We start from the raw sequence: 20,915 nt of genomic DNA, 5'->3' as shown, positions 1-20,915 counted from the left end.
GGGTATTTCTTAGTCTCCCGCAACATTTCAGCCAAGGATGCATATGGACAACGTTGAGATCAATCGAGTCAAGACTGAAGCTTCTCGCCAGGTTAAAAACATTCTGGATCAGCTTGAGAATGACTATCCAGGGATTACGGAAGGGCTTGCAGCGGCACTGGGCTCGTCAGCGGGTGCTGCAGGTTCACTGGGTGCCTTGTATTTGCTTGGCTATACAGGCCTTTCTGCGGCAGGCATCAGCTCCGGCCTTGCTACTGCAGGTGCCTTGGTGGGCGGTGGGATGGTAGCGGGTATCGGTGTATTGGCAGCCCCCATTGCCCTGCTGGGTGTGGGTGGTTATGCGCTGATGAAAAAACGTAAAAACGCGAAGCTTGCGGCGTCTTTGGGCGAAGCTATCGCGAAGCTCTATAACATTCAGGAGCGCTTGCTGAGTAACGCCGAGACATTCAAGGCTGAAATTGCCATGATCAAGCAAACCATCGAAATGCTTACTCGGAAGAAACCGTCGTGAGTAATGAGCTGTATCAGGATGAATTGAGCGCTCTTGCCTTGTTGAATCAGCGCTCGCAGGCGATTGAAACGTCACATGCAGAGATTGCCACCGATATACAGCTCCTCCAGGCACAATTGTTGGCACTTGCCGGTACGTTGGATACCACGACTGATAGTTTGAACACTGTCGTGACCGAAATACCCCTCACTGTTATAGCTTCCAGTGAGCCGATCACACTGGATGATATCTATGCGCAAGCGCGTCAGAACCATCCGGATGCCAGGCTCAAGGACGTTCTGGACGAAAGCGATTTTGATGCTATCGACGCAAGACTCACCGCTCGCTTAGGCGCATTCAATGCGAAGTACAATCTCGATGAGTGGGACTATGCGATAGCGGGTTGCAGCGGGTTATTAGCGGGAGTGCTCGATCTGCTTTTTGTGCGGCCTCCGCCTAAACCTGGAACGAAATGGGATACGCCGGTAGACGGTACCTTCAACAAATGGGTACAAGACACTTTGAACACTTGGCTACCTCCAGAGCTTTCCAAAAAGTTAGGTGAGAAATACAAGATCGGCGCTCCGGACAGCTCTGTCTGGACTGATCTTATTGGTGCCCCGGATAAGGTCCTCAACCCGATCAACCACCGACTTCGTTCGTTGGCTCATGACCCCGTTCTCGGTTTTTTCTACGGGGTGTATGACATGATTCATGGAACTTGCACCGTGGTGGTCAACGGCGAGGTACGCCAGATCCCGAGCACGAAGGGGCCGACTGAGGGAGGCCTGTTCCAGCTGCTGGGAAGAATGTTTGGCCATCTGCTTTCCGATGTAAATGCCCCTTCAGCCAAGGGGAACCGAGGGATGGGCTTACCGGCCCCCTTCATGGGGCTGCTGCGGATGTTCGAGAACGTGAACATCAACGGCGAATCCTTCGGCAAGCAGATCGAGTGGATGTACGTGAAAGGCTACGATTTCAGACAGTTCCTTGTGACGAGCATCCCGGCTGCGATCATGGAAGTCATCATGAGGGTGTTCTACGTAGTCAAACAGGTTGCGGTCAACGGGGCCACTATTGCAGATGCATTATTGGACACGCTGCCCGGAAGAATGAACCCGCGCTTTCGCATCATGTTAGCGCTTGCCTACGGTGCCAGCAGCGCGGTGAATGCCGGGCGGATGTACGCCACGCAAAATCTTTTAAACCTGAACTATGCGGCGTGGATGGGGCTTTTCTGGAATGGCGCTCACGCTATCAAATGGACCTTGTACGGTCGGCATATGAAGTTCTGGAGTGAAGTCGAGCTTGCGGAGATTGATGAGTTGCTGGATTACACGCAAAAGCTGAATGGTTTGGCTGAGCGTGCCGCTAAGCTCTAGGGCGACGGGTATCCCAAGGACGGCGCTTCTATCAAACAAAAGTAACCACAGTTCTTACCAAAGAAAAACAGGTGCGCGGGGTCAATGGCGGCGAAGTGTTCGCTCTTTTATACGATGTAGTCACAGCAAGCTGTGCCGACAGGTACTAATGCCAATGTCATTTGGACACTCTCTCATTCGGGAGCAAAGCTGCACACCAGTGCAGACTAAGACCTCTTTCCCGCTAATTGGGAACCATAGCAAAGCAATCGGCGGCTGACCTATCCGGATCAGTCACCGAATCCACATAACGCACTGTTCGGCGGATAATTTGTGCGGTTTCATCCGCGAACACCGGCGCAGCCGGTGCCATGTACCGCGTTGGATTATTCGCGAGTAAAACCGCAGGGTAATGAGCGAACCCGTCTGTGAACTGGTTGCTCTGCAGCTGCGCTGGCTGAAGTGAGATGGCTAGCGCATCATGCCCAGCTCCGCATCATCCAGCAGCGCCTTGCCCAAAGCGCAAAGGTAATGCGCGGCCCAGATCAGTTTTGGCTTGTCTTCCATCAAACCGTCGATGGTCAGGTCCCGCGCATAGCCCATCAGTTCCGAAGCTTGCTCGCGGGCGTTCTGGCAGGGAATGCCGGACTCGATGCGGAACAGTGGGTGAGTCTGGTTTTCACCTTGGTAGAAGATGGTTTTACCGACTGTGCATTTGGTGTCTTCGATGTCCATTGATCGATCTCCCTGGTAGTGATTCAGTGCACGGCTTGCGGGCCCGCTGGCTTGTGTATGTGTGCCAGCGCTGACTCTAGAAGTTTGCGCAGAGCTTCAAGCTCTTGCGTTGACGCCATGATCAACAATGACGCAGGCGATCGCGGCTGCATCAGCATTGCCTGCCGGGCTACGGCTTCGGCACAGAGTGCGTAGTCCGAGGCCAACATGATGGTGTCTTCCAAGGAAAGGGGAAGGTGGGGTGGATCGGGGACTATTTTCAGCATTTTTGGTCCTCAGTGGAGCGACCAGCGCTTGCTGTCAAACAAGTGGTGGCAGCCGTGTATGGGTTGACAGACCGGTGAAGACCAAACCGGCGCACACGAGGTGCCCCACACACAGCCGCCATAGGCAAAACCGTGTGCTTGGTCGTCATCAGCCTGTCAAAGCTGGTCGTTGATGTACAACGACCCGACGAGACTAAAACTCTGAAAAAACGACCGCAACGGAAAACAGGCGCTGGGAGTATCTTTGGGAAACGTCCTACGCGGAAGGGGTTAAATCTGATTTTCCGGGCTCGCTCAACTCAAAAAACCAGGCACAAAAAAAGACGCCCGAGGGCGTCTTCTTCTTTGGAATTTGGTGGAGCCGGGGGGATTGAAAATATATGCATAACCTCTTGTTTCAAATGAGTTTATTGATAGGTTTATTCTTAAGTGCCCCCATAAGTGCCCCCGTGCACGTATTTCCGATGAGCGGCTTTTTGAGGAGTTGAACTGGCGTCCTGAATTTCGTTTTGCGACCGGGCGACGCCAGCCACCCACCAGGGAGCATTCAATAGAGTCGGTCGTGTACAGCATAACCTCGGTTATGTGGCCAGGAGGGTTTGATGTCCAGCTCAGACCGTGTGCTGGGTAGATGTCAGGTCACGCGGTTGGGTTTTCTCCGCGGCAGCGCACCATGGGCTCATCTAGGACGATTTGAGCTGAGGTGCGGTATGAGACACTCGATGGTTACCTGCCACAACTGTGGCAAAGCGATGGTTCCGAGAGCGTCATATAGCCGTGGTTTCTGGGGGTATTCGCCTTCGTCCAATCATTGCCCCTTTTGCCTGAGTGAGAACTGGCACGGCGGAAATCCAGGGTTAGGGGCTCGGCTGTTCGCTTTGGTTGGCCTGGCTCTCGGTGTTCTGGCCTGCGTGTTGGTGGGAGCTCTTCTGTTCAAGGTGCAGTGGTGGCTTGGTATCGAAGGACGGTGGCCTCTATTGACGCTGGGCACATGTGCTGTGTCGGTTAGCGCGGGATACCATTTTTACAACTGGTTTGTTGATTGCTGACCGGTGATCATGCTGTGGGAGGCAGCAATCGGCCAAAAGCAGACTGTGACCCCTTTAAAAATCTGTCCCCTTTTCGGGGCGGTGCGATAAAGAGCGTCCGGCGCAAGGTGGTAGAAAAACTCGAGGTTTGCCGGACACACATAAGATTAACGTTGGTCGATAAACATCTTGGCAGCCGCCTCGACGCTCTTGCGGACTACCTCAGAACCAGCTGCTGCCTTGAAGTCATCTGGCAGCAAAGAGAGCGACTTTTCCACCTTTAGAAGCCAGAACTGCAAAGCGGTCCGCTCGCCATTCACCAAATCTCCAAGCCGTGCCGTCACAAACGGCTGAACGTATTCAAGCACTTTCACAGCGTAGAATCGGTGGCTCCCGTCGCCGAGCATGGCATCAATCCGCTCAATCCCAAGAAGAACCGCATCAATGTTGAAAATAGCCTGACCCGAGCTCTCCTCTATCGCGCGCATCAGAGCGATGCGGAAAGCTTGGGTATCAATCTGGTAGGTTTGGAAGCCGGGAAGCTCTTCGGCCTTTCTGTAGGCCGTGGCGATGAATTCGTCGGCTGCATCGAGCCGAGTTTTTTCCGCCATCGCGATCGCATACTGAAGCCAAAAGAGCGGCTCACCATTCACCCGCTCGTCGTATCGCAGACGTTCATAGATGCTGGCAATGAGGGTGTCCGGATCTCCCTTGCCGCGCAGGGTTCTCCGCAAGCTCGAATACGCAATCATGCTCGACATGAGAATTCGATACGATCGCTCGCTTCGCCGCTGGGCAGCGGCCAGCGTCACCTCGACAACAGCGTCAGCGATCTCCTCTGGCCCGATGAACGCTGCGATCACAAACGAGGAGAAGATAGACGATCGAGCCCTGAAACCATCAGCTGACGTCTCGAAAATTTCATGCGATAGATCCTCCAGCGGTTTGAGCACCATAAAGGGATCCTCGCCGACTACGCTTCTCACGAATGAGGCACCGACGGAGCCTTGATGAGTGGCGATCAACATAGTCATAGTCAAAATTCGCCGAGTAGCCCTATTTTCAAACAGGGGGGCTAGAGCCTCTTTCACTCGGTCGCGGACTGCGGCGTTTTCGAAAAGATCAAGCAAAAGGTCGCGTAGATCGCCACGGTGATCGAGATCAGGTGCACGAAGCCCCGCACTCTCGCACAACCGGCCAAACGAGGCTATTTCGGATCGTGTGAGAGCGTTAAGGCTCACCCGGTCAAACGGTTGGGGCAGAAGCTTTACGAATTCGTGAAAGCGGACCTCGAACGTCCCCGTCCGCACTTCCACCACGAGCTTAGCCTGTGGAAGAGCATCGCGAAGGCCGCGCAAACTGTCCTGTGCGGCCGAATATTGGTCGACAAACACGACCAATCGTTCGACCCCGGCCAGCGCCGCAACCTCACGCTGAAGGTCTGGGTGGCCGAGTTGGAGCTGTAGACAGGTCCATCCTCTCGACGAAAGCTCGAACGCAAGCAGATGAAGAAAAATCGATTTGCCGTTACCAAGACGACCATCTACAACGAGCGATGCCTTACTCTCAACAGTATCCGCCGCCGCGCGCACTGAATCCGCCCGAGCAATCGCGTACTCCTCACTGGGTTGCGAGCGAGCAAGGCGACCAGGATCGAAATCGCCATAGACTAGAAGATCAAAGACCTCGGTAGCGGTCGGACGAGCGACTGCCTTCTTATCTCGTACGGGTGACAGCGAGCGGAAAGAGCGCAGGTTATCCAGTGAAGGAGCAACTGAGCGTGGAGCGCGCGCTAGAATCTCGGCGAAGCCGTCGGTGCCTATAAACATAGTGCGCCCGTACTGTGCAGTGCGTCGCAGGAACGTTTCGTCGACGGTGGGCCCTTGTATGAAGATAGTTCGCTCGGCAAGCTTAGGGTTGGCCATCAGTAGGCCTGCAATATGATAATCGGCGAGACTGTATCCAACGATATACAGGGTGCTTGCGAAAGCCAGATCGCGCTGAAATTGGTCGTACCAGCGTGATCGCACGACATACTGGTTCACGTAAGACCCTTCGCCGAGAACCAGGCTTTTCATCACATTATCAGGCGTGATCAGTCGGATGCTGCCGTGGAGGTGCACTACTGCGCCGTGAGGAAGCTTGTTCGGAACTGGCTGCGAGACATCGTAGGCATTCGGCGTCACTTTCTTTTTTAACCGATGCAACTCGACCGCGTCATCGTAGTTGGTCGAGTAGATGCGTCGCCAAGGCTCATTCAAAACAGCCGTTTGTCCAGCAGTTAGCTCGGTCAGCCGAAAAATCCTATAGAGCTCTTCACGAAGCTTCTCAGAGTCATGCTCGGCAAATTCCTCGCTCAGGACTTGTAGATCGTAGTCGGTATCCGCTGGAAGGTTGAGTTGTTCAATAAAGTGCCGCCGCAACCCCCTGCCGTTGGGCGGGGTACCATTCGCGATGTTGCTCGCGCCGAGACTGAACCCAGAGCCTAAGAAGAGAATAGAGGACTCGGGATCGAACTCTCCAATTACGTCAATATCATGCGTCATCATTCCTCCATTCACGAGACAGTTTGCCAAGTAGCGGGCAACTGAAGCCGTCAAGAACGGATTCAGTCATCCTAAATTCTGTGGCTGCCAGTCGAAACCAAGCTAACCTTGCCATGACCAGATTATGAGATTGAACACGACTTGGGCCCTTGGCGATATCGCTCTTGGTTAGCGATATCGCCCGGCTGCAATGCTAGTTGGATATCGGTCATGCGCCCCTGTTTGTCGCGTAGGCGGATGGGGCTGCAGACTTGGGCTGTGCGACAACCTACTCATGGCGCTTCGGATCAGCCTGTCCCCGGCCGGTCCAACTCGATACCGATAGCGCCCGTTCTCGTTGCCGTCATAGGCCATATGCGTTGCCCCGATTCCAACCGGCCCCTTTCGATAACAGCTAGGTAGGAGGCTGCATGTCTTGGATCGCCTGAAGCTTCTCTATGTCCCGTCCAATTATTTTCTTCGCACAGTCCAGGCAGTAGTGATCCCAACTCCGGCCGTTTCTGACCTTCAGGCGCACATCGCCCTTCTCGATACGGTGCTTGGCACTCGCTTGACAGTTATGGGCCTTGCCAGCGGTATCTATTTCGACATGGGTAACGAGCGACTTAATTGCCACCGAACACCTCCCTTACGGCTGCCGCGAGGATGCCGTCAAATCCTTGGTCAATCCGCTCGTGCATCTCGCGCGAGAACTCGTGCCGTTGTCCCGTTCCCATACCGACAAAGGTATTTACCTGACTGTTGATGGCAGCAATCATAACGATCAAGTTCGTCCTACCGAGACGTCGCATATCGAGCTCGCGACCATTCGGGTTGATGTCCCGCTCACCGAGAATCCGTCCAGCTGCCGTTCGAACTCGAATCGGAAGCCCGTCACGCATCGCCTGCCGCTCGCGTACACGAGTTGTCGGCAGTGGCTGCAGGGTCTGGTAAGCAGCCGCAACGTCGTTCGCTGTATATCCGCGCTCCTGCAGCACGCGAAGGGCCGCCAGAGCCTCATCGTCCAGCAGAAGTGGAATTTCCTCGACGTGCACATCGGACTGGCTGCGCACCTCCACGCCGTCCAAATCATGGGGAATCGGCTCCACCTGTCGCTCGACGGGGGCATGATCTGGATCGACTTCCTCCACTGGCAGCAACTGGTCGAAATAGTCGCGGTCGGCTTCGCTGAACTCCTGGAAGTCAGCCCAGCGTCTGGCGATGTTCGCGCCAGCATGGAATACGACGACGCCCTGGTTCAGGACGTCGCCGGGAGCGTTCTGCCGTATGACGCGCATGATGCGGCCGACGAACTGAACGAACGGGGACAGGTTGCTAAAGATGCTGAACACGGCGGCCACGGACAGGTACGGATGGTCGAACCCTTCGCCGAGCTTGCGCACCTGGACTATCACATCGAGCTCGTGGCTTTCCAGCCGCTGCATCACTCTCTGGTTCGCCGGCGCATTCTCTCGCGAATGCACGTAGCTGGCGCGCAGGCCCCGTGCGACGTAGGCTTCGACGACTTGCCGGCAGTGCTCGTAATTGAGAGCCGAGGCGATAATCTTCAGTCGGACTTCGCCAGTTTCCTCGCGCAGCCGGCGTAGCTCACGAATAGACGCATCCACGATGGTGTTCAGCGTTTCGGTAGAAGTTACGATGCTGCGCCGGAAATCGGCGTCTTCCTCGCCCAGCCTGCGTACCTCGGCAAGCCCTACCTCGATCTCCTGACCGTCTTCGCGGCGCACGTAACGGAGCGTGCGCGGGTTCAGTTGCACGGCCTTAAGGCGTTTGACGTAGCCTTCGCGGATCGCTTCGAAGATAGGGTACGTGTAGATGACGCGCCCCTCCATGAGCTGGCCATCGGCGCGCATCGGCGTCGCGCTGAAGTTGACGATCTGCGCTTCGGGAAACTGAGCCTTGAGGGCCTGCCAGCTCTCGGCTACGCCGTGGTGACCCTCGTCGACCAGAATCAGGTCGAAGTAGTCGGCCGGCAGTTGACGCAGCCAGCGGTTTGAGTCGCCGCCCTGGAGCTGCTGAATATTTGTAATGACGACGTGCGCCTCGTCCAAGTCTGCCCGGTTGGTCGTCATCCCTCGGATTTCGACAGGTTCAGGATAGGGCGCCCCGACGAGCACCGCGCACTTCTGGTAGAACATATTGGGATTGGACGGGTCGAAATCACTGGCCAACTGCTGAGCGATGGCCACGCCTGGCGCGACCACCAACGTCCGCCGCGAGCGGAAGGCAAAAGGCGATATCGTGATGCTCCCGGACTTACCACATCCGACCGGCAGTATGACCGCGAACTCACGCTCTTCGCCACCCGCCCCGAAAACCTCGTTCAGGGCGAGGAAAACACCCTTCTGGGGGGTGCGGATACGTTCGTTGTTCTCGATGTGTGGCTCGCGGTCCTGGAATGGGTTTGTCATAAGGGTCCTTCCGTTAGGGTTGAGAGGGCTGTGTCACAACGGCCGAGCTGATCATACAAGATACGCCCCAAATGGCGTTTTCCAGAACCCGGAAGCCACAGACCCCGTCGCTCAATGTTGCCCGATGCAGAGCGTGACAGCCTGTTCGTTCTGGCCTGGTTGCAGAGCTTTGAACATCGACGCGTACATTCCGGCCTGAATAACGCCGAGACGCGCGCAATACGCTGACCATGGCGGTCTATTTCCGACGGTAGAACGGTCTGAAATCGAATTCCGGGAACTCACCGAACGGTCACCATTTTGGCTCTTACAGAGAATAGAGCCTTGGCCATGAGTAAAGAAGCACAGACGATAGTTACCCTGCTGGATCAGCAGTACGAGCAGTTGCTTGCGGACGCGAGATGCCTGGCCGCAAGCTATATGGATGCGTCCATGAAGATATACAAAAATACCGGGGTCAAATCTGTCGTGGCTGCTGTGTCAATCAAGCAAACGAGCCCGAACGCGTACTCGATCTACTGGTGCAGACTGGTGCCATTGCAAGGGCAAAAAAACAATTTCGCGCCCCTGACTATTCCTAAAGGCAACGGCAAGCACAAATACCCGGCTTCCTCGTTTGAGTTTGTTAAATTCCCTTACCGTCGCCTCGTTTTACAGGTCGAGGAGCGTCTTGCTGAGATTCGCAGCATCGCCAGTGAGAATCGTCAGCTGCGTCGGACGTTGGTAGCCTATGAGAAAAAGCTATCTCGATATCAGGCGCTCGATCATGGCGATCTCTGCTCGGAGGAGTAGGGGCTGAGTGCACTATAAGCAGTGCCGAACGGATCTGAACCGATTTCAATGCCCGAAAGCCCCGTGCAGCATGGTCTGGCGGGGCTTTCTCGTATCAGCAGTGAACTCCGGCGAGGCATGCTGCTGCGCTTCGTCAGGGAAGGCGACGGGTACGTGCTATAAGCAGTGTAGGGCGCTAAATCTACGCGCCGTCAGCCAGCAGGCCTCTGCAGGCGGGCGAGCGGAGGTCATATTTGCTATTAGCAGTGACGCCTACGAACAAGTCAGCCGGCGAACTGTGATGTGTATTAGTAGTGAAGGGCTTCACTTTCATAAAATAATCTTTGGTAGGTGTCGACCTAGCTGGTACCTGTGTCGCGTAGCGGGTGGTGACGGTAACGCGCTACCCCTCACTGCCTCGCTGCTGTTCGAATGCAATGCGGTTCATTACGCAAATGGGAAAGCGTTCGCGGTAGTCCGGCGAATGGAGGATGCCGTAAACGTAGTAAAACAGGTCTTCCTTGCAGATCTGCTCGCCAGGGTAAGCGCTCTGGAAATGGGCCAGGCCAGCGTCGGTGATGGCATCGCGGCGGCGCAAGCCACCTTCAACGGGCTCGGCAAACAGCTCGTCCTTGGCAGTCTTTGCGGACTCTTCATAGAGATAGAGTGGCAACCATTGCGCAACATCCTCGCCAACAAATTTGCTTGGCAGGGTGTCGGTTATGAGAACAGAAAACAGACCGCCTGCTGAAGTTGTATTTATCGCCAAGTTGTCTCTCCCAGCGCCTGGAAAAATGCGCAGCATCTGGTAGACCCTTTCGTTGAGGCGACGGTTGTAATAGAGCCATTGCTTAGTGAAGGGGCGATACAAGCTACGCGTAATGCATTCAGTTTCGCAGGCATAGCTGCTGTTTTTCCCCAAATCCTGCTTTAAATTGACAGTCCAACTGATACGAGCTGGGTCGGTATTGATGAAGCCGTCCACCTTCGTCTGGCGTACTTTTGCGTCCAGCTCAGGATAAGCCGCATTGAAGCGCTCTACTTCGGCGTTGTAAAAGCCGATCATTTTGCTCATGTTGGTTTCCAGCTTGGTTTTGCTGGAATTGAAGGCCCAGGCATCACGCTGAGTTTTCACACCGTTGGAGTAGTTTTCGAACAGTGCTAACGCGCTCTTTTCGCCTTTGTCGCCTAGCACGATGATGCGGTGGCGATGGTGCAACAATCGCCGGAGTTGACGAAGCGCCTGGTCTGCAGCGGCACCGGCCAGAACATCTGGAACTTGGCTTATCTCAAGTCGGGATCATTCTTCCGCCCGATCAGTTCGGACGATGGTCAGTCTGGTCCAAGGCCCCACATGGCGTTGATCGACGAGGTGCACGAGCACAAGACCAGACATGAAGGATTACTACCCGGCTTACCTGCATTACGGGGTGAAGCAGGGTGGGCGTGTTCGCGGGCTGGCATCTGGCAAGCGCCGCGCCAAAGGAGAGCGGGCCGCAGCCCTGGCACAACGTGCATCCAGCGGTTGGCGCATCGCGCCTCGGGCCAACTACATGGAAGACGCCCTGCAGGATGAGAGGGCCAAGGTGCAAGCGATCCTGTCCGCCGCGTTCGCTGCCGCACTTCCCTGACCATCAGGCCCGACGGGCCGGAACCTCACCATGAAAATCTCCCCCATCATCGCGCACCTGCGCGAGAACTGCCCGAGCCTGGCTGCCAGGGTATCGGGCGGCATCGACCTGGATGCTGTTAGCGAGTCGGTGCTGTTGAAGAACCCCTCGGCCTACGTGATCGCTGCCGATGACAAGGCGGGCGACAATAAGGCTACGAATGCCGTGATTCAGGATATCGAGGACCGCTTCGAGGTGGTGCTCGCCATGGACACCAAGGACGAGCGCGGCCAGCAGGCCAGCGACCTGTTGCACGACTTCCGCAGGGAACTATGGCGTGCCCTGGTCGGCTGGCGACCGGGAGAAGAATACGACCCGATCGTCTACGACGGCGGCGGCTTGGTGCTGATCAATCGTGCTCGGGTGGTCTACCGCTTCAGTTTCTCGGCGGCGTTCCAGCTCGGTCGCAACAAGTCGACGGATCCCGCCGAGACTTGGCTCGAGCATGAGCTCGACGGCTTGCCACCCTTCACCGGGGCCACCATCAACATGGACTGCATCGACCCGGCTGACCGCAACCTGCAGTACCCAGGCCCAGACGGGCGTATCGAAGTGAAATTCTCCGGAGATCCCGAACCATGACCCAGCGCATCACCGTGGTGCCGGCTGCTGGCCGCGCCGTACCGGACCCGCAGGCGGGCGACTTGCTGCCCGCTGCGGGCCGCGAAGTGACCGACAGCGTCTGGTGGCGCGTGGTCACGTCATTTGCCGAGTACGGAACGTACAAGGCCCGGCCAGAAAATACCCAAGGGCCCAAGGTTACTCGACTGCTACATCTGTACTCGACTCGGTAGTAGGCCAGCAATCTGCCAGGTATCGATCTGCATTTGTCGGGATGAAAACCATTCAAATGTCAGTAAAAACCGTTCATTTTTTGCATTCCAGCAGGTTCTTACCTTCTCTTCGCCTCCCTACAATGACCCCACAACAACAAACGAGCCCAGCTCCGTGAGGCACGAACCCCATGTACAGAGACCACATTGTCAAACCGCGCGCGACCGACAACCCGGCATTTATGTGCCTAGTCGCGGCCGTGATCTTCGCCCTCGCCCTGTTCTATGGCGTGGGTGAGGGCAGCCTAGCCAAGCTGATGGGCCCGATCGTGCTCGACTTGCAGGCACCGCTGCTGCGCAACATCGCCGTGGCTGGCACTCTCGCTGTCACCCTGGTGTTGAACCTGTTCATCCTTGGCCGCTTCCCGCTGCGGGCCCAGGTGATCACGGTGTGGTGCGAGCTGTTGCTGCTGTTCCTGCTGTTCTTCGACACCTTCGACCTGTCCTACAGTTTCATTGCCAGCAAAGTCGGCTTCATGATCACCCAGGGGGTGTTCACCACCGTCTATGTGTCGACCATTTCGATCGCCATCGCCTTCGTCCTTGCGCTACTGGGGGCCACTGCGCGGCTGTCCTCCAACGGCTTCGCCATCGCCATTGCTAGCTTCTACACCTCGTTCTTTCGTGGTGTGCCGCTGTTGATCCAGATTTACCTGATCTACCTCGGTATCCCCCAGCTCGGCTATGTGGTTGGAGCTGTTCCGGCAGGCATCCTGGCCTTGTCGTTGTGCTATGGCGCTTACATGACCGAGATCTTCCGTGCCGGGATCAGCAGCATCCCGCGCGGGCAATGGGAGGCGTCGCGAGCGATTGGTCTGACCCCATTTCAGGCCATGACCCGGGTGATCCTGCCGCAGTCGATGCGCCTGATCATCCCGCCCACCGGCAACCAGTTCATCTCCATGCTCAAGGACAGCTCGCTGGTGTCGGTGATCGGTGTGTGGGAGCTGATGTTCCTCGCCCGTACCCAGGGCCGTGCCGAGTTCCGTCACCTGGAAATGCTGATCACCGCCGCTGTCTTGTACTGGGTACTGTCGATCCTGCTCGAAACTGTGCAGTCGCGCCTGGAAAAACGTTTCGACCGCGCCCACCGCTGATCGAGGAGCCTGAAGATGAACCAGCCTTTCACCCCTGCTGCCACCCAGGCCGCCGTATCGATCCGCGGCCTGGAGAAATGGTACGGCGAGTTTCACGTACTCAAAGGCATCGACCTGGAAATCGCCAGCGGCGAGATCGTGGTGGTCTGTGGCCCGTCCGGCTCTGGCAAGTCCACGCTGATCCGCTGCCTGAACCTGCTGGAAGACTTCCAGAAAGGCCTGGTGCTGATCGCCGGCAACCCGCTGAACCGTGATGCTGCCAGCGTGGCCGCGATCCGCCGCCAGGTCGGCATGGTGTTCCAGCAGTTCAATCTGTTTCCGCACCTGACCGTGTTGGAAAATCTGATGCTCGGCCCGCGCCTGGTCAGCAAGCTGAACGAGGCCCAGGCTCGCGCTCTGGCCCTGGAGTACCTCGACCGCGTCCGCATCGCCAGCCAGGCCAATAAGTTCCCAGGGCAGCTCTCCGGGGGGCAGCAACAGCGCGTAGCCATTGCCCGTGCTCTGTGCATGAAGCCGCGCATCATGCTGTTCGACGAACCAACTTCGGCGCTTGATCCGGAAATGGTCAAGGAAGTGCTCGACGTGATGGGCGAACTGGCCCAGGACGGCATCACTATGCTCTGCGTTACCCACGAAATGGGATTTGCCCGCCGGGTTGCCGATCGCATCATCTTCATGGACCAGGGCCAGGTCATTGAGCAGGGCCAACCGAACGCGTTTTTCGACAACCCGCGCCATCCGCGCGCCAGAGAGTTCCTTTCGCAGATCCTCAGCCACTGAGGTCTGTGTCTACCGCTGTGCCAACACCAAAACAACAATCGCAGTCCGGAGACTTACTGAATGAACCCAGTCGCACGCTTGTTTGCACTCACCGCCGTTGCCGGCAGCCTGACGCTGATTGCCGGTGCCGCCTGGGCCGGGGCCACCCTAGACCGCATCCACCAGAGCAAGGTGATGAAGGTGGCCACCGCCGCCAACTGGCCACCGCAGTCGTTCCTCGGCGAAGACAACACCCTGAAGGGCTTCGACATCGATGTGGCCAACGAGATTGGCAAGCGCCTGGGCAGCAAGGTGGCATTCGTCACTCCCGAGTACGGCATCATCACCGCCGGGCGCTGGGCCAGCCGCTGGGACCTGTCGGTCGGCTCGATGACCCCCACCACCGAGCGTGGCCGTGTGCTCGATTTCCCGGCTATTTACTATTACACCCCGTACGTGTTCGCCGTACACAGGGACGCCGCTGGCGCCAGCGCGGCCGACCTCAATGGCAAGACCATCGGCGTAGAAGCCGGCACCACCTCCGAGGACTACATCAACCGCCGCCTGAAGATCGACGCTGCGGACGTGCCAGCCTTCACCTATGAAGTCGAGCCGGGCGATGTGCAAACCTACGGCGACAGCATGGGTCCGCTGGACGACCTGCGCATGGGCAATGGCACTCGACTGGACGCCACCCTGTCGGCGCTGCCTACCATCATGGGGGCAATCAAGGCCGGTTACCCGATCGCCCCGGTGCAGGGCAAGCCCGCCTATTACGAGCCGTTGGCCATCGCCACCGACAAGGGCGACGACGCCTTTAATGCCGCGCTGGCCAAGGCCGTCGAAAGTATGAAGGCCGACGGCACGCTCAAGCAGCTGTCCGAGAAGTGGTACGGCGTCGACCTCACGCAAGTGCAGTAACCCTGGACCCGAATGCCAACGCCCTTTAACTGAAGGGCGTGCGGCACCCCCATGCCCGCAAAACCTGCAGCGCCCAGTAAGAGGATGACCCTGCCGATGTCCAGCTACAGCAACAACTACTACACCGGAACCATGCGCCCTGCCCCGCAGCGCGCCAGTTTAAGCGGCGAAACCCGGGCCGATGTCTGCGTGATCGGTGGCGGTCTAGCCGGCCTTAGCGTGGCCCGTGAACTGCTGGCGCGCGGGCGCTCGGTGGTATTGCTGGAGGCGGCACGGGTGGCCTGGGGTGCCTCCGGGCGCAATGGCGGTTTCGTGCTGCAGGGCTGGTCAGAGGGGCTGTCGGCGATCGAGCGCCGCTGTGGCAAGCAGACCGCAGCGGCACTGTTCCGCCTTTCGCTAGAGGGCGTCGATATTGTCCGCGACACCATTGCGCGCCACCAGCTACCGGGTTGCGCCGTCACCACCGGCAAGCTCAGCGTTGTGCGCTACGATGACGCCGACAACCTGCAGCGCACCCGCGACCGCATGGCCCGCGACTTCGACTTCAACATGGAGTATCTCGATACCCAGGCACTGCGCAGCCGGCTGAACACCGACCGCTACTTCCAGGGGCTGCGCGACAGCCATGGTTTTCACTTCCACCCCTTGAACTACTGCCTGGGCTTGGCCGAGCTGGTCGAACTTGCCGGCGGCCGCCTGCATGAACAGTCGCCCATGCTGCGGGTTGAGCGCAAGCACGGTCACCACCGGGTGATCACCGCCCAGGGCGCGGTCATTTGCAACGATGTGGTGTACTGTTGCGGCGGCTATGGCGGCCCCGAGTTTGGCAGGTTACACCGGGCTTTCCTGCCAATTGCCACCTATGTGGTGCTGACCGAACACCTGGGTGAACAGCTGCATGAAGTAGTACGTACCCCGGATGCGGTCGGTGACAACCGCCGCGCTTCTGACTACTACCGAATCGTCGAGGGCGACCGCCTGCTCTGGGGTGGCCATATCACCACGCACAACCTGCAGGATGAACACCGCCTGGGGCAGTTGCTGACCCGCGACATCCTAGGCGTGTACCCGCAGTTGCAGGGTTTGAAGATTGCCAAGGCTTGGTCCGGATTGATGGGCTACGCCCGCCATAAGATGCCGCAAATCGGCCCGCTGGGCCCGGGGTTGTGGGCTTGTACTTCATTTGGGGGCCATGGTATGAACACCGCGCCCGTGGGCGCGCGGGTAGTCGCCGAAGCGGTCTGCGGTGATAGCGACCGTTACCGTCTGTTCGATGCCTACGGCCTGGAGTGGAACGGTGGGCCGTTCGGGTCGGCGGCGGCGCAAGCGGTGTATGCCGGGCTGAAGCTGATGGACAAGTTCCAGGAAGCCCGCGCGCGTTACAATAATTAGCACTCACTAGGAATCGCCATGGATGCCTTGCCCCCCGGCGCTCTGTTCAAACTGACCGAGAAAGACCGGCAACTGCTGGCCCTACTGCAGGCCAATGCCCGCGAGCCCACAGCCTCGCTGGCGCGAAAGCTCGGCGTGTCTCGCTCGGCCGTGCAGGAACGAATCAACCGCCTGGAAAACGCCGGTGTGATCACCGGCTACAGCGTGCGCATTGACCAGGACAAGCTGCAGCAGGTGATCAACTGTTTCACCATGACCTCGTGCAGCAACAAAAGCTACACCGACGTGATGACCACCCTGCGCAAGATGGACAGTGTACAGGCGGTATATGCGGTGTCGGGAGAAATGGATTTCATCATCCACCTGACCACTCACACCTTGGGCGAGCTGAATGCCGAGCTGACCCGGATCAACATGATCAAGGGGGTGACCCATACGGCTTCGCATATTGTCATGGAGACTAAGTTCAGCAAGAAGCTGATGTTGTAATGTCCCACACTGGCTTGCACGACCTTGCGGAATTGCTTGTTTCCATGTCGCAAGCCACGTAGTCCGTGACCTCGCCTGTAGGGGCGTGCAGGGGAGGTCGAGCCGCACGTCCAATATGTTCGCGTGGAGTTGCCCGTCCAAGTGCCGTGCCGCGCGTCGGAAGTGGCGGCGCCAGCGTGGGCTGCTGCCGGCCTGCGCAAGACCGACAGCCTGGAGGTGAAGGTGCGGGCTTTGTTGGCAGAGCGTCGGCAGCGGATCGGCTATGAGGGGCTACTTGAGGCCGCTGTATCGGTTTGTAGGTAAGCTCAACCCATGAGGGAAAACGACGCCAGAGCACTGAGCAGCTACGGATGAGCTGGCGCGCATTGAGGTTGACCGCACCGGATCAAAGTTGATATCAATTTGATTCCATTTTTTGAGCTAGGTGCTGACATGGCAGTCGATTTTATTACTACCAATCCGTCTGTATTGCTGAATGACTTCAAAAAGCGCATTAAACAAGATGAGCAGGAAGGGAAAATAACCACATGGGATTTGGACTCAGATGGGGATGTTACCCACAAAGCTGAGCAGTGGAAGAGCAAAGCTTGGATGAGGCCTCAAGTGAAGGATGGCAAGCTGACGTTTACCGTTCTAAACCCGAAGGGTAAAGAGGTCCCTCCGGAGGTCTACGGCTTCTACCATGGGCATCTGGTTGCCACATTCATCACCCACTTCGGGGCGAAAATATCCTCTGCGATAAGCAGCGGGAAGCCAACCGATGAAGACCGGGTTAAGCCAAGGTCGTGACGCAATGAATCCCGGGCTTTAGGTCCGTAGATGAATTGGATGCGCGATGAGTGGTGCGGAATGCTCGTACCACTTTTTGTACCAAACAGGTTTTTTATGGGGGAATCAGGGGGATTTATGGCCCCTGAAAGCCTTTAAAACCCCCTTTTCCAATACTCCTGCTAATCCGCACATGCATCTTGGCGGGTCCAGGCCCAGTGGGATGAAAGGGTTCATGGTTATGGATAAACGAAGGTTGCCGATGCTGGCGCTGCTATCCAGCGGCTGCTCGATGAAAGAGCCAAGTTCGCCGCCGCCGTTAGTTGCCACGGCCCGGATACCGCCGCTGTTGCCAGAGGCCACGCAGCCACCCGCGCCGCCATGGTGCTCTCCGACCTGCTCGAACGGTCTGTCGCTACGAATCGAGACCTGGCGCAAGCTTATGACCGCGCCCGAATAGCGGGGCTCGCCTGCGAATCGTCCTACAATGCCCTGATCAAGTGATAGGAATAGGGCAGTGGACAAGCGTACCTTCATTGGCATGGTCGAGGCCGGCGAGCCGCTGATTCAGCAGGCCGTCGATGCCATGCGCGAGTATCACCAGGCCCAGGACAATGGCGCACCACCTGAGGAGGTCGAGCGCCTGCGCCTACTGGCCGAGTCGTTGTTTCAGGTGGTATCCGACTACCAGCTTCGGGTGATAGCTAAAGCCCGCGGCAAAGATTTGCCGCCCCTTCACTAGATACTGCTGGCAATTAGAGGCAGCAACAGTGGGGATACAAACCCCAGCAGTGCGGTCGCATTTTCAACTCCCGAAGCTAACTCGTTGACCTTTGGAAGCATGTCCCAAAACCGATGGAACAGCTCTTGGCCTTCTTCTGGCTCATCTCGGATGCTGGCTCCGTTGCGATGAAGGGCTCCAACGGCACCGTCAAGGGCAGCCTCCAATGCCTCGGGTCCCTCCATTCTGTAGCGGAGAAGAGCAGTGCGAAGCGCCTCAAGGTGTTTGATGAACAATTTCTTGATCGGGTCCGAGAGGTCTGCGTCTAAAGCTTCCGCGAGGAGATCGTCCAGCTTCTCGATATACTCACTTATCGCAGCTGACTTCTCCGGGGACGACCCTGGGGAAAATTGAGACAGTGCATAACCCCCAAAATCGAGGGCTGTCAGGGTCGAAGCGTCCAGATAACTCCTGTAGTCATTCCATTGATTCGACAGCTTCTGGGATTGGAACATTGTCTCGAGCTTCTGGATCGGCGCCACGAACCTTTCCCTGTCGCCAGGGATGAACGAAATCGCTCTGCGGGACCGCTCTATGAGCGCAATGATTCTGTTCAGCCCTTGTGTCATCTCAATCGAGTTCGAGGACGAGCATTCCAGTACAGCAGCCCAGACGTCCAGAGTGGTAGTCGCAGGCGACATGGCAACGGCCGCCCGCATCATCTCATGCAGTTCTTTTAGTGGATTTCCAATTTCGTCCATGGCTTTACCGCTTTGGAATAGTGGTCTTGCAGGCTGTCATAAAGCTGGCATTCCCCAGCCAAAACGGCCCATCCAGGCACAAAAAAGGCACTTGCGATAATCGCTAAGTGCCTGATTTGTAAGGGTTGTTTGGTGGAGCCGGGGGGATTTTAAATGCGTTACTAAACTATTGTTTTACGGCGTTTTTCAAGGTAGTTGTCGCGTCAACCATCCAACTATGCGGCTTGCTTCACGTGCTGTTGTTCTCGATCAGGGTTCAGCAGCACGGTACCAATCGGCTCCCAGTTGCGAGTGCATCCTGACCATCGCTCCGGATTCTTGCTTCGAGCGCGCTCATAGAGTTCGTGGCGCAGGGCAAGGATTTGCCTGTCCTGACCTCGATGACGCTCTGCTGGCGTGACGAAGCGGATTCGGCTGTGTCGGTGTTCGTGGTTGTACCAACGGATAAAATCACGCACCCAGCATCGTGCAGCATCCAAGGTCTCGAAACCCTTGGTCGGCCATTGCGGGCAGTACTTCAATGTTCTGAAAAGCGCCTCCGAGTATGGATTGTCATTACTGACACGCGGCCTGCCACGGGACGGTGTTATGCCCAGCTCGTACATCTTGCTCAGCAAAGTGGCCGATTTCATCGGCGTGCCGTTGTCCGAGTGCAACACCAACGGCTCTCTCAAGCACTGTTCGCTGATTACACTTCTCTGCAGCAACACTGCAGCTTTGGCGCCGTCTTCGTTCTCGTGTACCTCCCAGCCCACAGTCTTGCGGCTGTAGATGTCTTCGATCAGGTACAGGTAGTAGTATTTTCCACGCACCGAAGACGGCAAGTATGTGATGTCCCACGACCACACCCGGTTAGGTGCGCAGGCAGCATGCGTTGTCGGCTCGGCATGACGCCCAGGGCGTTGAGCACGCCCTCGGCGTTCTTGCTGTCCAGCAGCCCGAAGCACCCGGTAAAAGGTCGACTCCGAGCCTATATAGAGCTGCTTATCGGCCAGCCTCGGCACGATCTGGCTAGGTGGCAAGTGAGCATATTCAGCGCTGTTGCACAGGTTGAGAATCGCTTGTCGCTCGTGTTCGCTCAGCGCGTTCGGTGGGGTTGCGCGAACTGTAGTTGTACGTGCATCCGCCGCCACTTCTTCCGTTTGAGTCCAGCGCTGCAACGTTCTGAGCGTCAAGCCAACTTCCTGACATGCCGTCAATTTCCGAGCTCCGGAATTAATCGCCTCAGTCAGCCAAGCCACCAGCAGTTGCCGTTCCGGCAGAGCAGTCAATTGTCCTCGTCGTCTACTCCCCAGTAGTCGTTGAGCTTTTTTCGCAGCACCAATAACGCGGCTGTTTCAGCCAACGCCTTATCCTTGCGGCGCAGTTCGCGCTCAAGCTGTTTAATGCGTTTCTGATCCTAACGGGCCTGCTCCCGATCAACCTTAGGCTGCGCTTTTGGAGGGGCCATCCCACTCAGGAACGCTTGCCGCCAGGCAGCAAGCTGCTCGGGATACAAGCCTTTGCGACGGCAGTATTCACCCACCTCGATCTCGGACAAGCTGGCGCATTCGGCTACAGCTGCGAATTTCATTTCTGCCGACCAATTCTCGGTCGGGTGTTTGGGATCAGTCACCACCACACATCCTTCGGCACTGGCTCGTTTGCGCCAGGTATACAGCGACATTTCAGTAACGCCCTCGCGCCTGGCGACTTCGGCCATCGTCAGGTTGAGTGGAGGACCCAGCATCTTGAGCAGTTCGGCTTTGCGCTCAGAGGAATAGTACGGCACAACGGCTCTCTTTCCGCCCCCGGGGTCTGGTTTCAGGTAAATCTGGCGAGGCGACAACTATCCTGACACCGGGGGCAGGATTTCTATGCTGAAATTCGTAAAGTTTTCGATAAGACCTATGAGCA

General features: G+C 57.2%; 19 protein-coding genes and 3 pseudogenes. 15 read left to right on the top strand and 7 right to left on the bottom strand.

Annotated features, from left to right (window positions below):
- Positions 1–43 precede the first annotated feature (43 nt).
- Entirely contained in the window at positions 44–511 is a 468-nt protein-coding gene (locus GEV38_RS23965; protein ID WP_054573617.1) for a hypothetical protein, read from the top strand.
- Positions 508–1,872: a hypothetical protein gene (locus GEV38_RS23960; RefSeq protein WP_054573618.1), complete on the top strand. Its 1,365-nt coding sequence runs from the start codon at positions 508–510 to the stop codon at positions 1,870–1,872. Before GEV38_RS23965 ends, GEV38_RS23960 begins: the two co-directional genes overlap by 4 nt.
- A 450-nt stretch (positions 1,873–2,322) precedes the next feature.
- On the opposite strand, the gene GEV38_RS23955 is transcribed toward GEV38_RS23960, so the two are convergent.
- The 4 genes from GEV38_RS23955 to GEV38_RS23945 form a co-directional block, all read right to left on the bottom strand.
- Positions 2,323–2,586 carry a DUF3077 domain-containing protein gene (locus GEV38_RS23955; RefSeq protein WP_054573619.1) on the bottom strand — a complete coding sequence of 88 codons (264 nt, stop codon included), beginning with the start codon at positions 2,584–2,586 and terminating at the stop codon, positions 2,323–2,325.
- Positions 2,587–2,609: 23 nt separating this feature from the next.
- Positions 2,610–2,852 (bottom strand): hypothetical protein, encoded by a 243-nt coding sequence (locus GEV38_RS27860; RefSeq protein WP_054573620.1) that lies wholly within the window; start codon positions 2,850–2,852, stop codon positions 2,610–2,612.
- Between the two features lie 1,195 nt (positions 2,853–4,047).
- Positions 4,048–6,426, bottom strand: coding sequence for an SIR2 family protein (locus GEV38_RS23950; RefSeq protein WP_172402788.1), 2,379 nt, complete (start codon positions 6,424–6,426; stop codon positions 4,048–4,050).
- A gap of 605 nt (positions 6,427–7,031) precedes the next feature.
- Entirely contained in the window at positions 7,032–8,837 is a 1,806-nt protein-coding gene (locus GEV38_RS23945) for a DEAD/DEAH box helicase (protein ID WP_069868783.1), read from the bottom strand.
- Positions 8,838–9,167: 330 nt separating this feature from the next.
- On the opposite strand from GEV38_RS23945, the gene mobI reads away from it, so the two are divergent.
- Positions 9,168–9,629 carry a conjugative transfer protein MobI(A/C) gene (gene mobI / locus GEV38_RS23940; RefSeq protein ID WP_084850290.1) on the top strand — a complete coding sequence of 154 codons (462 nt, stop codon included), beginning with the start codon at positions 9,168–9,170 and terminating at the stop codon, positions 9,627–9,629.
- Between the two features lie 382 nt (positions 9,630–10,011).
- Here the strand turns inward: mobI and GEV38_RS23935 are convergent, their stop codons facing one another.
- Entirely contained in the window at positions 10,012–10,827 is an 816-nt protein-coding gene (locus GEV38_RS23935) for a type ISP restriction/modification enzyme (protein ID WP_084850291.1), read from the bottom strand.
- Between the two features lie 175 nt (positions 10,828–11,002).
- On the opposite strand from GEV38_RS23935, the gene GEV38_RS23930 reads away from it, so the two are divergent.
- The 12 genes and pseudogenes from GEV38_RS23930 (at position 11,003) to GEV38_RS23880 (ending at position 18,279) form a co-directional block, all read left to right on the top strand.
- The gene (locus GEV38_RS23930; RefSeq protein WP_143514716.1) at positions 11,003–11,239 is read left to right on the top strand and encodes a hypothetical protein; all 237 of its coding nucleotides are present in this window, start codon (positions 11,003–11,005) and stop codon (positions 11,237–11,239) included.
- Between the two features lie 30 nt (positions 11,240–11,269).
- Complete coding sequence (locus GEV38_RS23925) at positions 11,270–11,860, top strand: hypothetical protein (protein WP_084850292.1); 591 nt, start codon at positions 11,270–11,272, stop codon at positions 11,858–11,860.
- Positions 11,857–12,072: a DUF2635 domain-containing protein gene (locus GEV38_RS28115; protein ID WP_084850293.1), complete on the top strand. Its 216-nt coding sequence runs from the start codon at positions 11,857–11,859 to the stop codon at positions 12,070–12,072. The genes GEV38_RS23925 and GEV38_RS28115 overlap by 4 nt, the downstream gene beginning before the upstream one ends.
- A gap of 170 nt (positions 12,073–12,242) precedes the next feature.
- The gene (locus GEV38_RS23915) at positions 12,243–13,208 is read left to right on the top strand and encodes an amino acid ABC transporter permease (protein WP_173896039.1); all 966 of its coding nucleotides are present in this window, start codon (positions 12,243–12,245) and stop codon (positions 13,206–13,208) included.
- A 15-nt stretch (positions 13,209–13,223) separates the two neighbouring features.
- Positions 13,224–13,988 carry an amino acid ABC transporter ATP-binding protein gene (locus tag GEV38_RS23910; protein ID WP_084850295.1) on the top strand — a complete coding sequence of 255 codons (765 nt, stop codon included), beginning with the start codon at positions 13,224–13,226 and terminating at the stop codon, positions 13,986–13,988.
- Positions 13,989–14,048: 60 nt separating this feature from the next.
- Complete coding sequence (locus GEV38_RS23905; protein ID WP_084850296.1) at positions 14,049–14,888, top strand: ABC transporter substrate-binding protein; 840 nt, start codon at positions 14,049–14,051, stop codon at positions 14,886–14,888.
- 96 nt (positions 14,889–14,984) lie between these two features.
- Positions 14,985–16,280, top strand: a complete 1,296-nt coding sequence (locus GEV38_RS23900) for an FAD-binding oxidoreductase (protein WP_173896037.1) — start codon at positions 14,985–14,987, stop codon at positions 16,278–16,280.
- A gap of 18 nt (positions 16,281–16,298) precedes the next feature.
- Positions 16,299–16,769, top strand: a complete 471-nt coding sequence (locus tag GEV38_RS23895; protein ID WP_084850298.1) for an Lrp/AsnC family transcriptional regulator — start codon at positions 16,299–16,301, stop codon at positions 16,767–16,769.
- A gap of 81 nt (positions 16,770–16,850) precedes the next feature.
- Positions 16,851–17,072, top strand: a pseudogene (locus GEV38_RS27850) (hypothetical protein); the annotation flags it as partial.
- A gap of 129 nt (positions 17,073–17,201) precedes the next feature.
- Positions 17,202–17,558 (top strand): hypothetical protein, encoded by a 357-nt coding sequence (locus tag GEV38_RS23890; RefSeq protein WP_173896035.1) that lies wholly within the window; start codon positions 17,202–17,204, stop codon positions 17,556–17,558.
- Positions 17,559–17,792: 234 nt separating this feature from the next.
- A pseudogene (locus GEV38_RS23885) lies at positions 17,793–18,041 on the top strand (DUF2514 family protein); the annotation flags it as partial.
- Positions 18,042–18,054: 13 nt separating this feature from the next.
- Positions 18,055–18,279: a hypothetical protein gene (locus GEV38_RS23880; RefSeq protein WP_144000391.1), complete on the top strand. Its 225-nt coding sequence runs from the start codon at positions 18,055–18,057 to the stop codon at positions 18,277–18,279.
- On the opposite strand, the gene GEV38_RS23875 is transcribed toward GEV38_RS23880, so the two are convergent.
- A complete protein-coding gene (locus GEV38_RS23875) occupies positions 18,276–19,019 on the bottom strand; it encodes a hypothetical protein (protein ID WP_144000390.1) in 744 nt (247 codons plus the stop codon). The two genes, GEV38_RS23880 and GEV38_RS23875, sit on opposite strands and share 4 nt — an antisense overlap.
- Positions 19,020–19,234: 215 nt before the next feature.
- Positions 19,235–20,790: pseudogene (locus tag GEV38_RS23870) on the bottom strand (IS3 family transposase).
- Positions 20,791–20,915 lie beyond the last annotated feature (125 nt).

Origin of the sequence: Pseudomonas sp. 13159349 (genome assembly GCF_013305685.1) — a bacterium.
GTDB lineage: Bacteria > Pseudomonadota > Gammaproteobacteria > Pseudomonadales > Pseudomonadaceae > Aquipseudomonas > Aquipseudomonas asiatica.
The sequence above is the reverse complement of the archived record's forward strand: the minus strand, read 5'-3'. Positions and strand labels throughout refer to the sequence as shown.

Excerpts from the sequence above, each read along its gene's own strand:
- GEV38_RS23965 (WP_054573617.1), top strand. The coding sequence starts at position 44 with ATGGACAACGTTGAGATCAATCGAGTCAAGACTGAAGCTTCTCGCCAG.
- GEV38_RS23955 (WP_054573619.1), bottom strand. The coding sequence starts at position 2,586 with ATGGACATCGAAGACACCAAATGCACAGTCGGTAAAACCATCTTCTAC.
- GEV38_RS27860 (WP_054573620.1), bottom strand. The coding sequence starts at position 2,852 with ATGCTGAAAATAGTCCCCGATCCACCCCACCTTCCCCTTTCCTTGGAA.
- GEV38_RS23950 (WP_172402788.1), bottom strand. The coding sequence starts at position 6,426 with ATGACGCATGATATTGACGTAATTGGAGAGTTCGATCCCGAGTCCTCT.
- GEV38_RS23945 (WP_069868783.1), bottom strand. The coding sequence starts at position 8,837 with ATGACAAACCCATTCCAGGACCGCGAGCCACACATCGAGAACAACGAA.
- mobI (WP_084850290.1), top strand. The coding sequence starts at position 9,168 with ATGAGTAAAGAAGCACAGACGATAGTTACCCTGCTGGATCAGCAGTAC.
- GEV38_RS23930 (WP_143514716.1), top strand. The coding sequence starts at position 11,003 with ATGAAGGATTACTACCCGGCTTACCTGCATTACGGGGTGAAGCAGGGT.
- GEV38_RS23925 (WP_084850292.1), top strand. The coding sequence starts at position 11,270 with ATGAAAATCTCCCCCATCATCGCGCACCTGCGCGAGAACTGCCCGAGC.
- GEV38_RS28115 (WP_084850293.1), top strand. The coding sequence starts at position 11,857 with ATGACCCAGCGCATCACCGTGGTGCCGGCTGCTGGCCGCGCCGTACCG.
- GEV38_RS23915 (WP_173896039.1), top strand. The coding sequence starts at position 12,243 with ATGTACAGAGACCACATTGTCAAACCGCGCGCGACCGACAACCCGGCA.
- GEV38_RS23910 (WP_084850295.1), top strand. The coding sequence starts at position 13,224 with ATGAACCAGCCTTTCACCCCTGCTGCCACCCAGGCCGCCGTATCGATC.
- GEV38_RS23905 (WP_084850296.1), top strand. The coding sequence starts at position 14,049 with ATGAACCCAGTCGCACGCTTGTTTGCACTCACCGCCGTTGCCGGCAGC.
- GEV38_RS23900 (WP_173896037.1), top strand. The coding sequence starts at position 14,985 with ATGTCCAGCTACAGCAACAACTACTACACCGGAACCATGCGCCCTGCC.
- GEV38_RS23895 (WP_084850298.1), top strand. The coding sequence starts at position 16,299 with ATGGATGCCTTGCCCCCCGGCGCTCTGTTCAAACTGACCGAGAAAGAC.
- GEV38_RS23890 (WP_173896035.1), top strand. The coding sequence starts at position 17,202 with ATGGCAGTCGATTTTATTACTACCAATCCGTCTGTATTGCTGAATGAC.
- GEV38_RS23875 (WP_144000390.1), bottom strand. The coding sequence starts at position 19,019 with ATGGACGAAATTGGAAATCCACTAAAAGAACTGCATGAGATGATGCGG.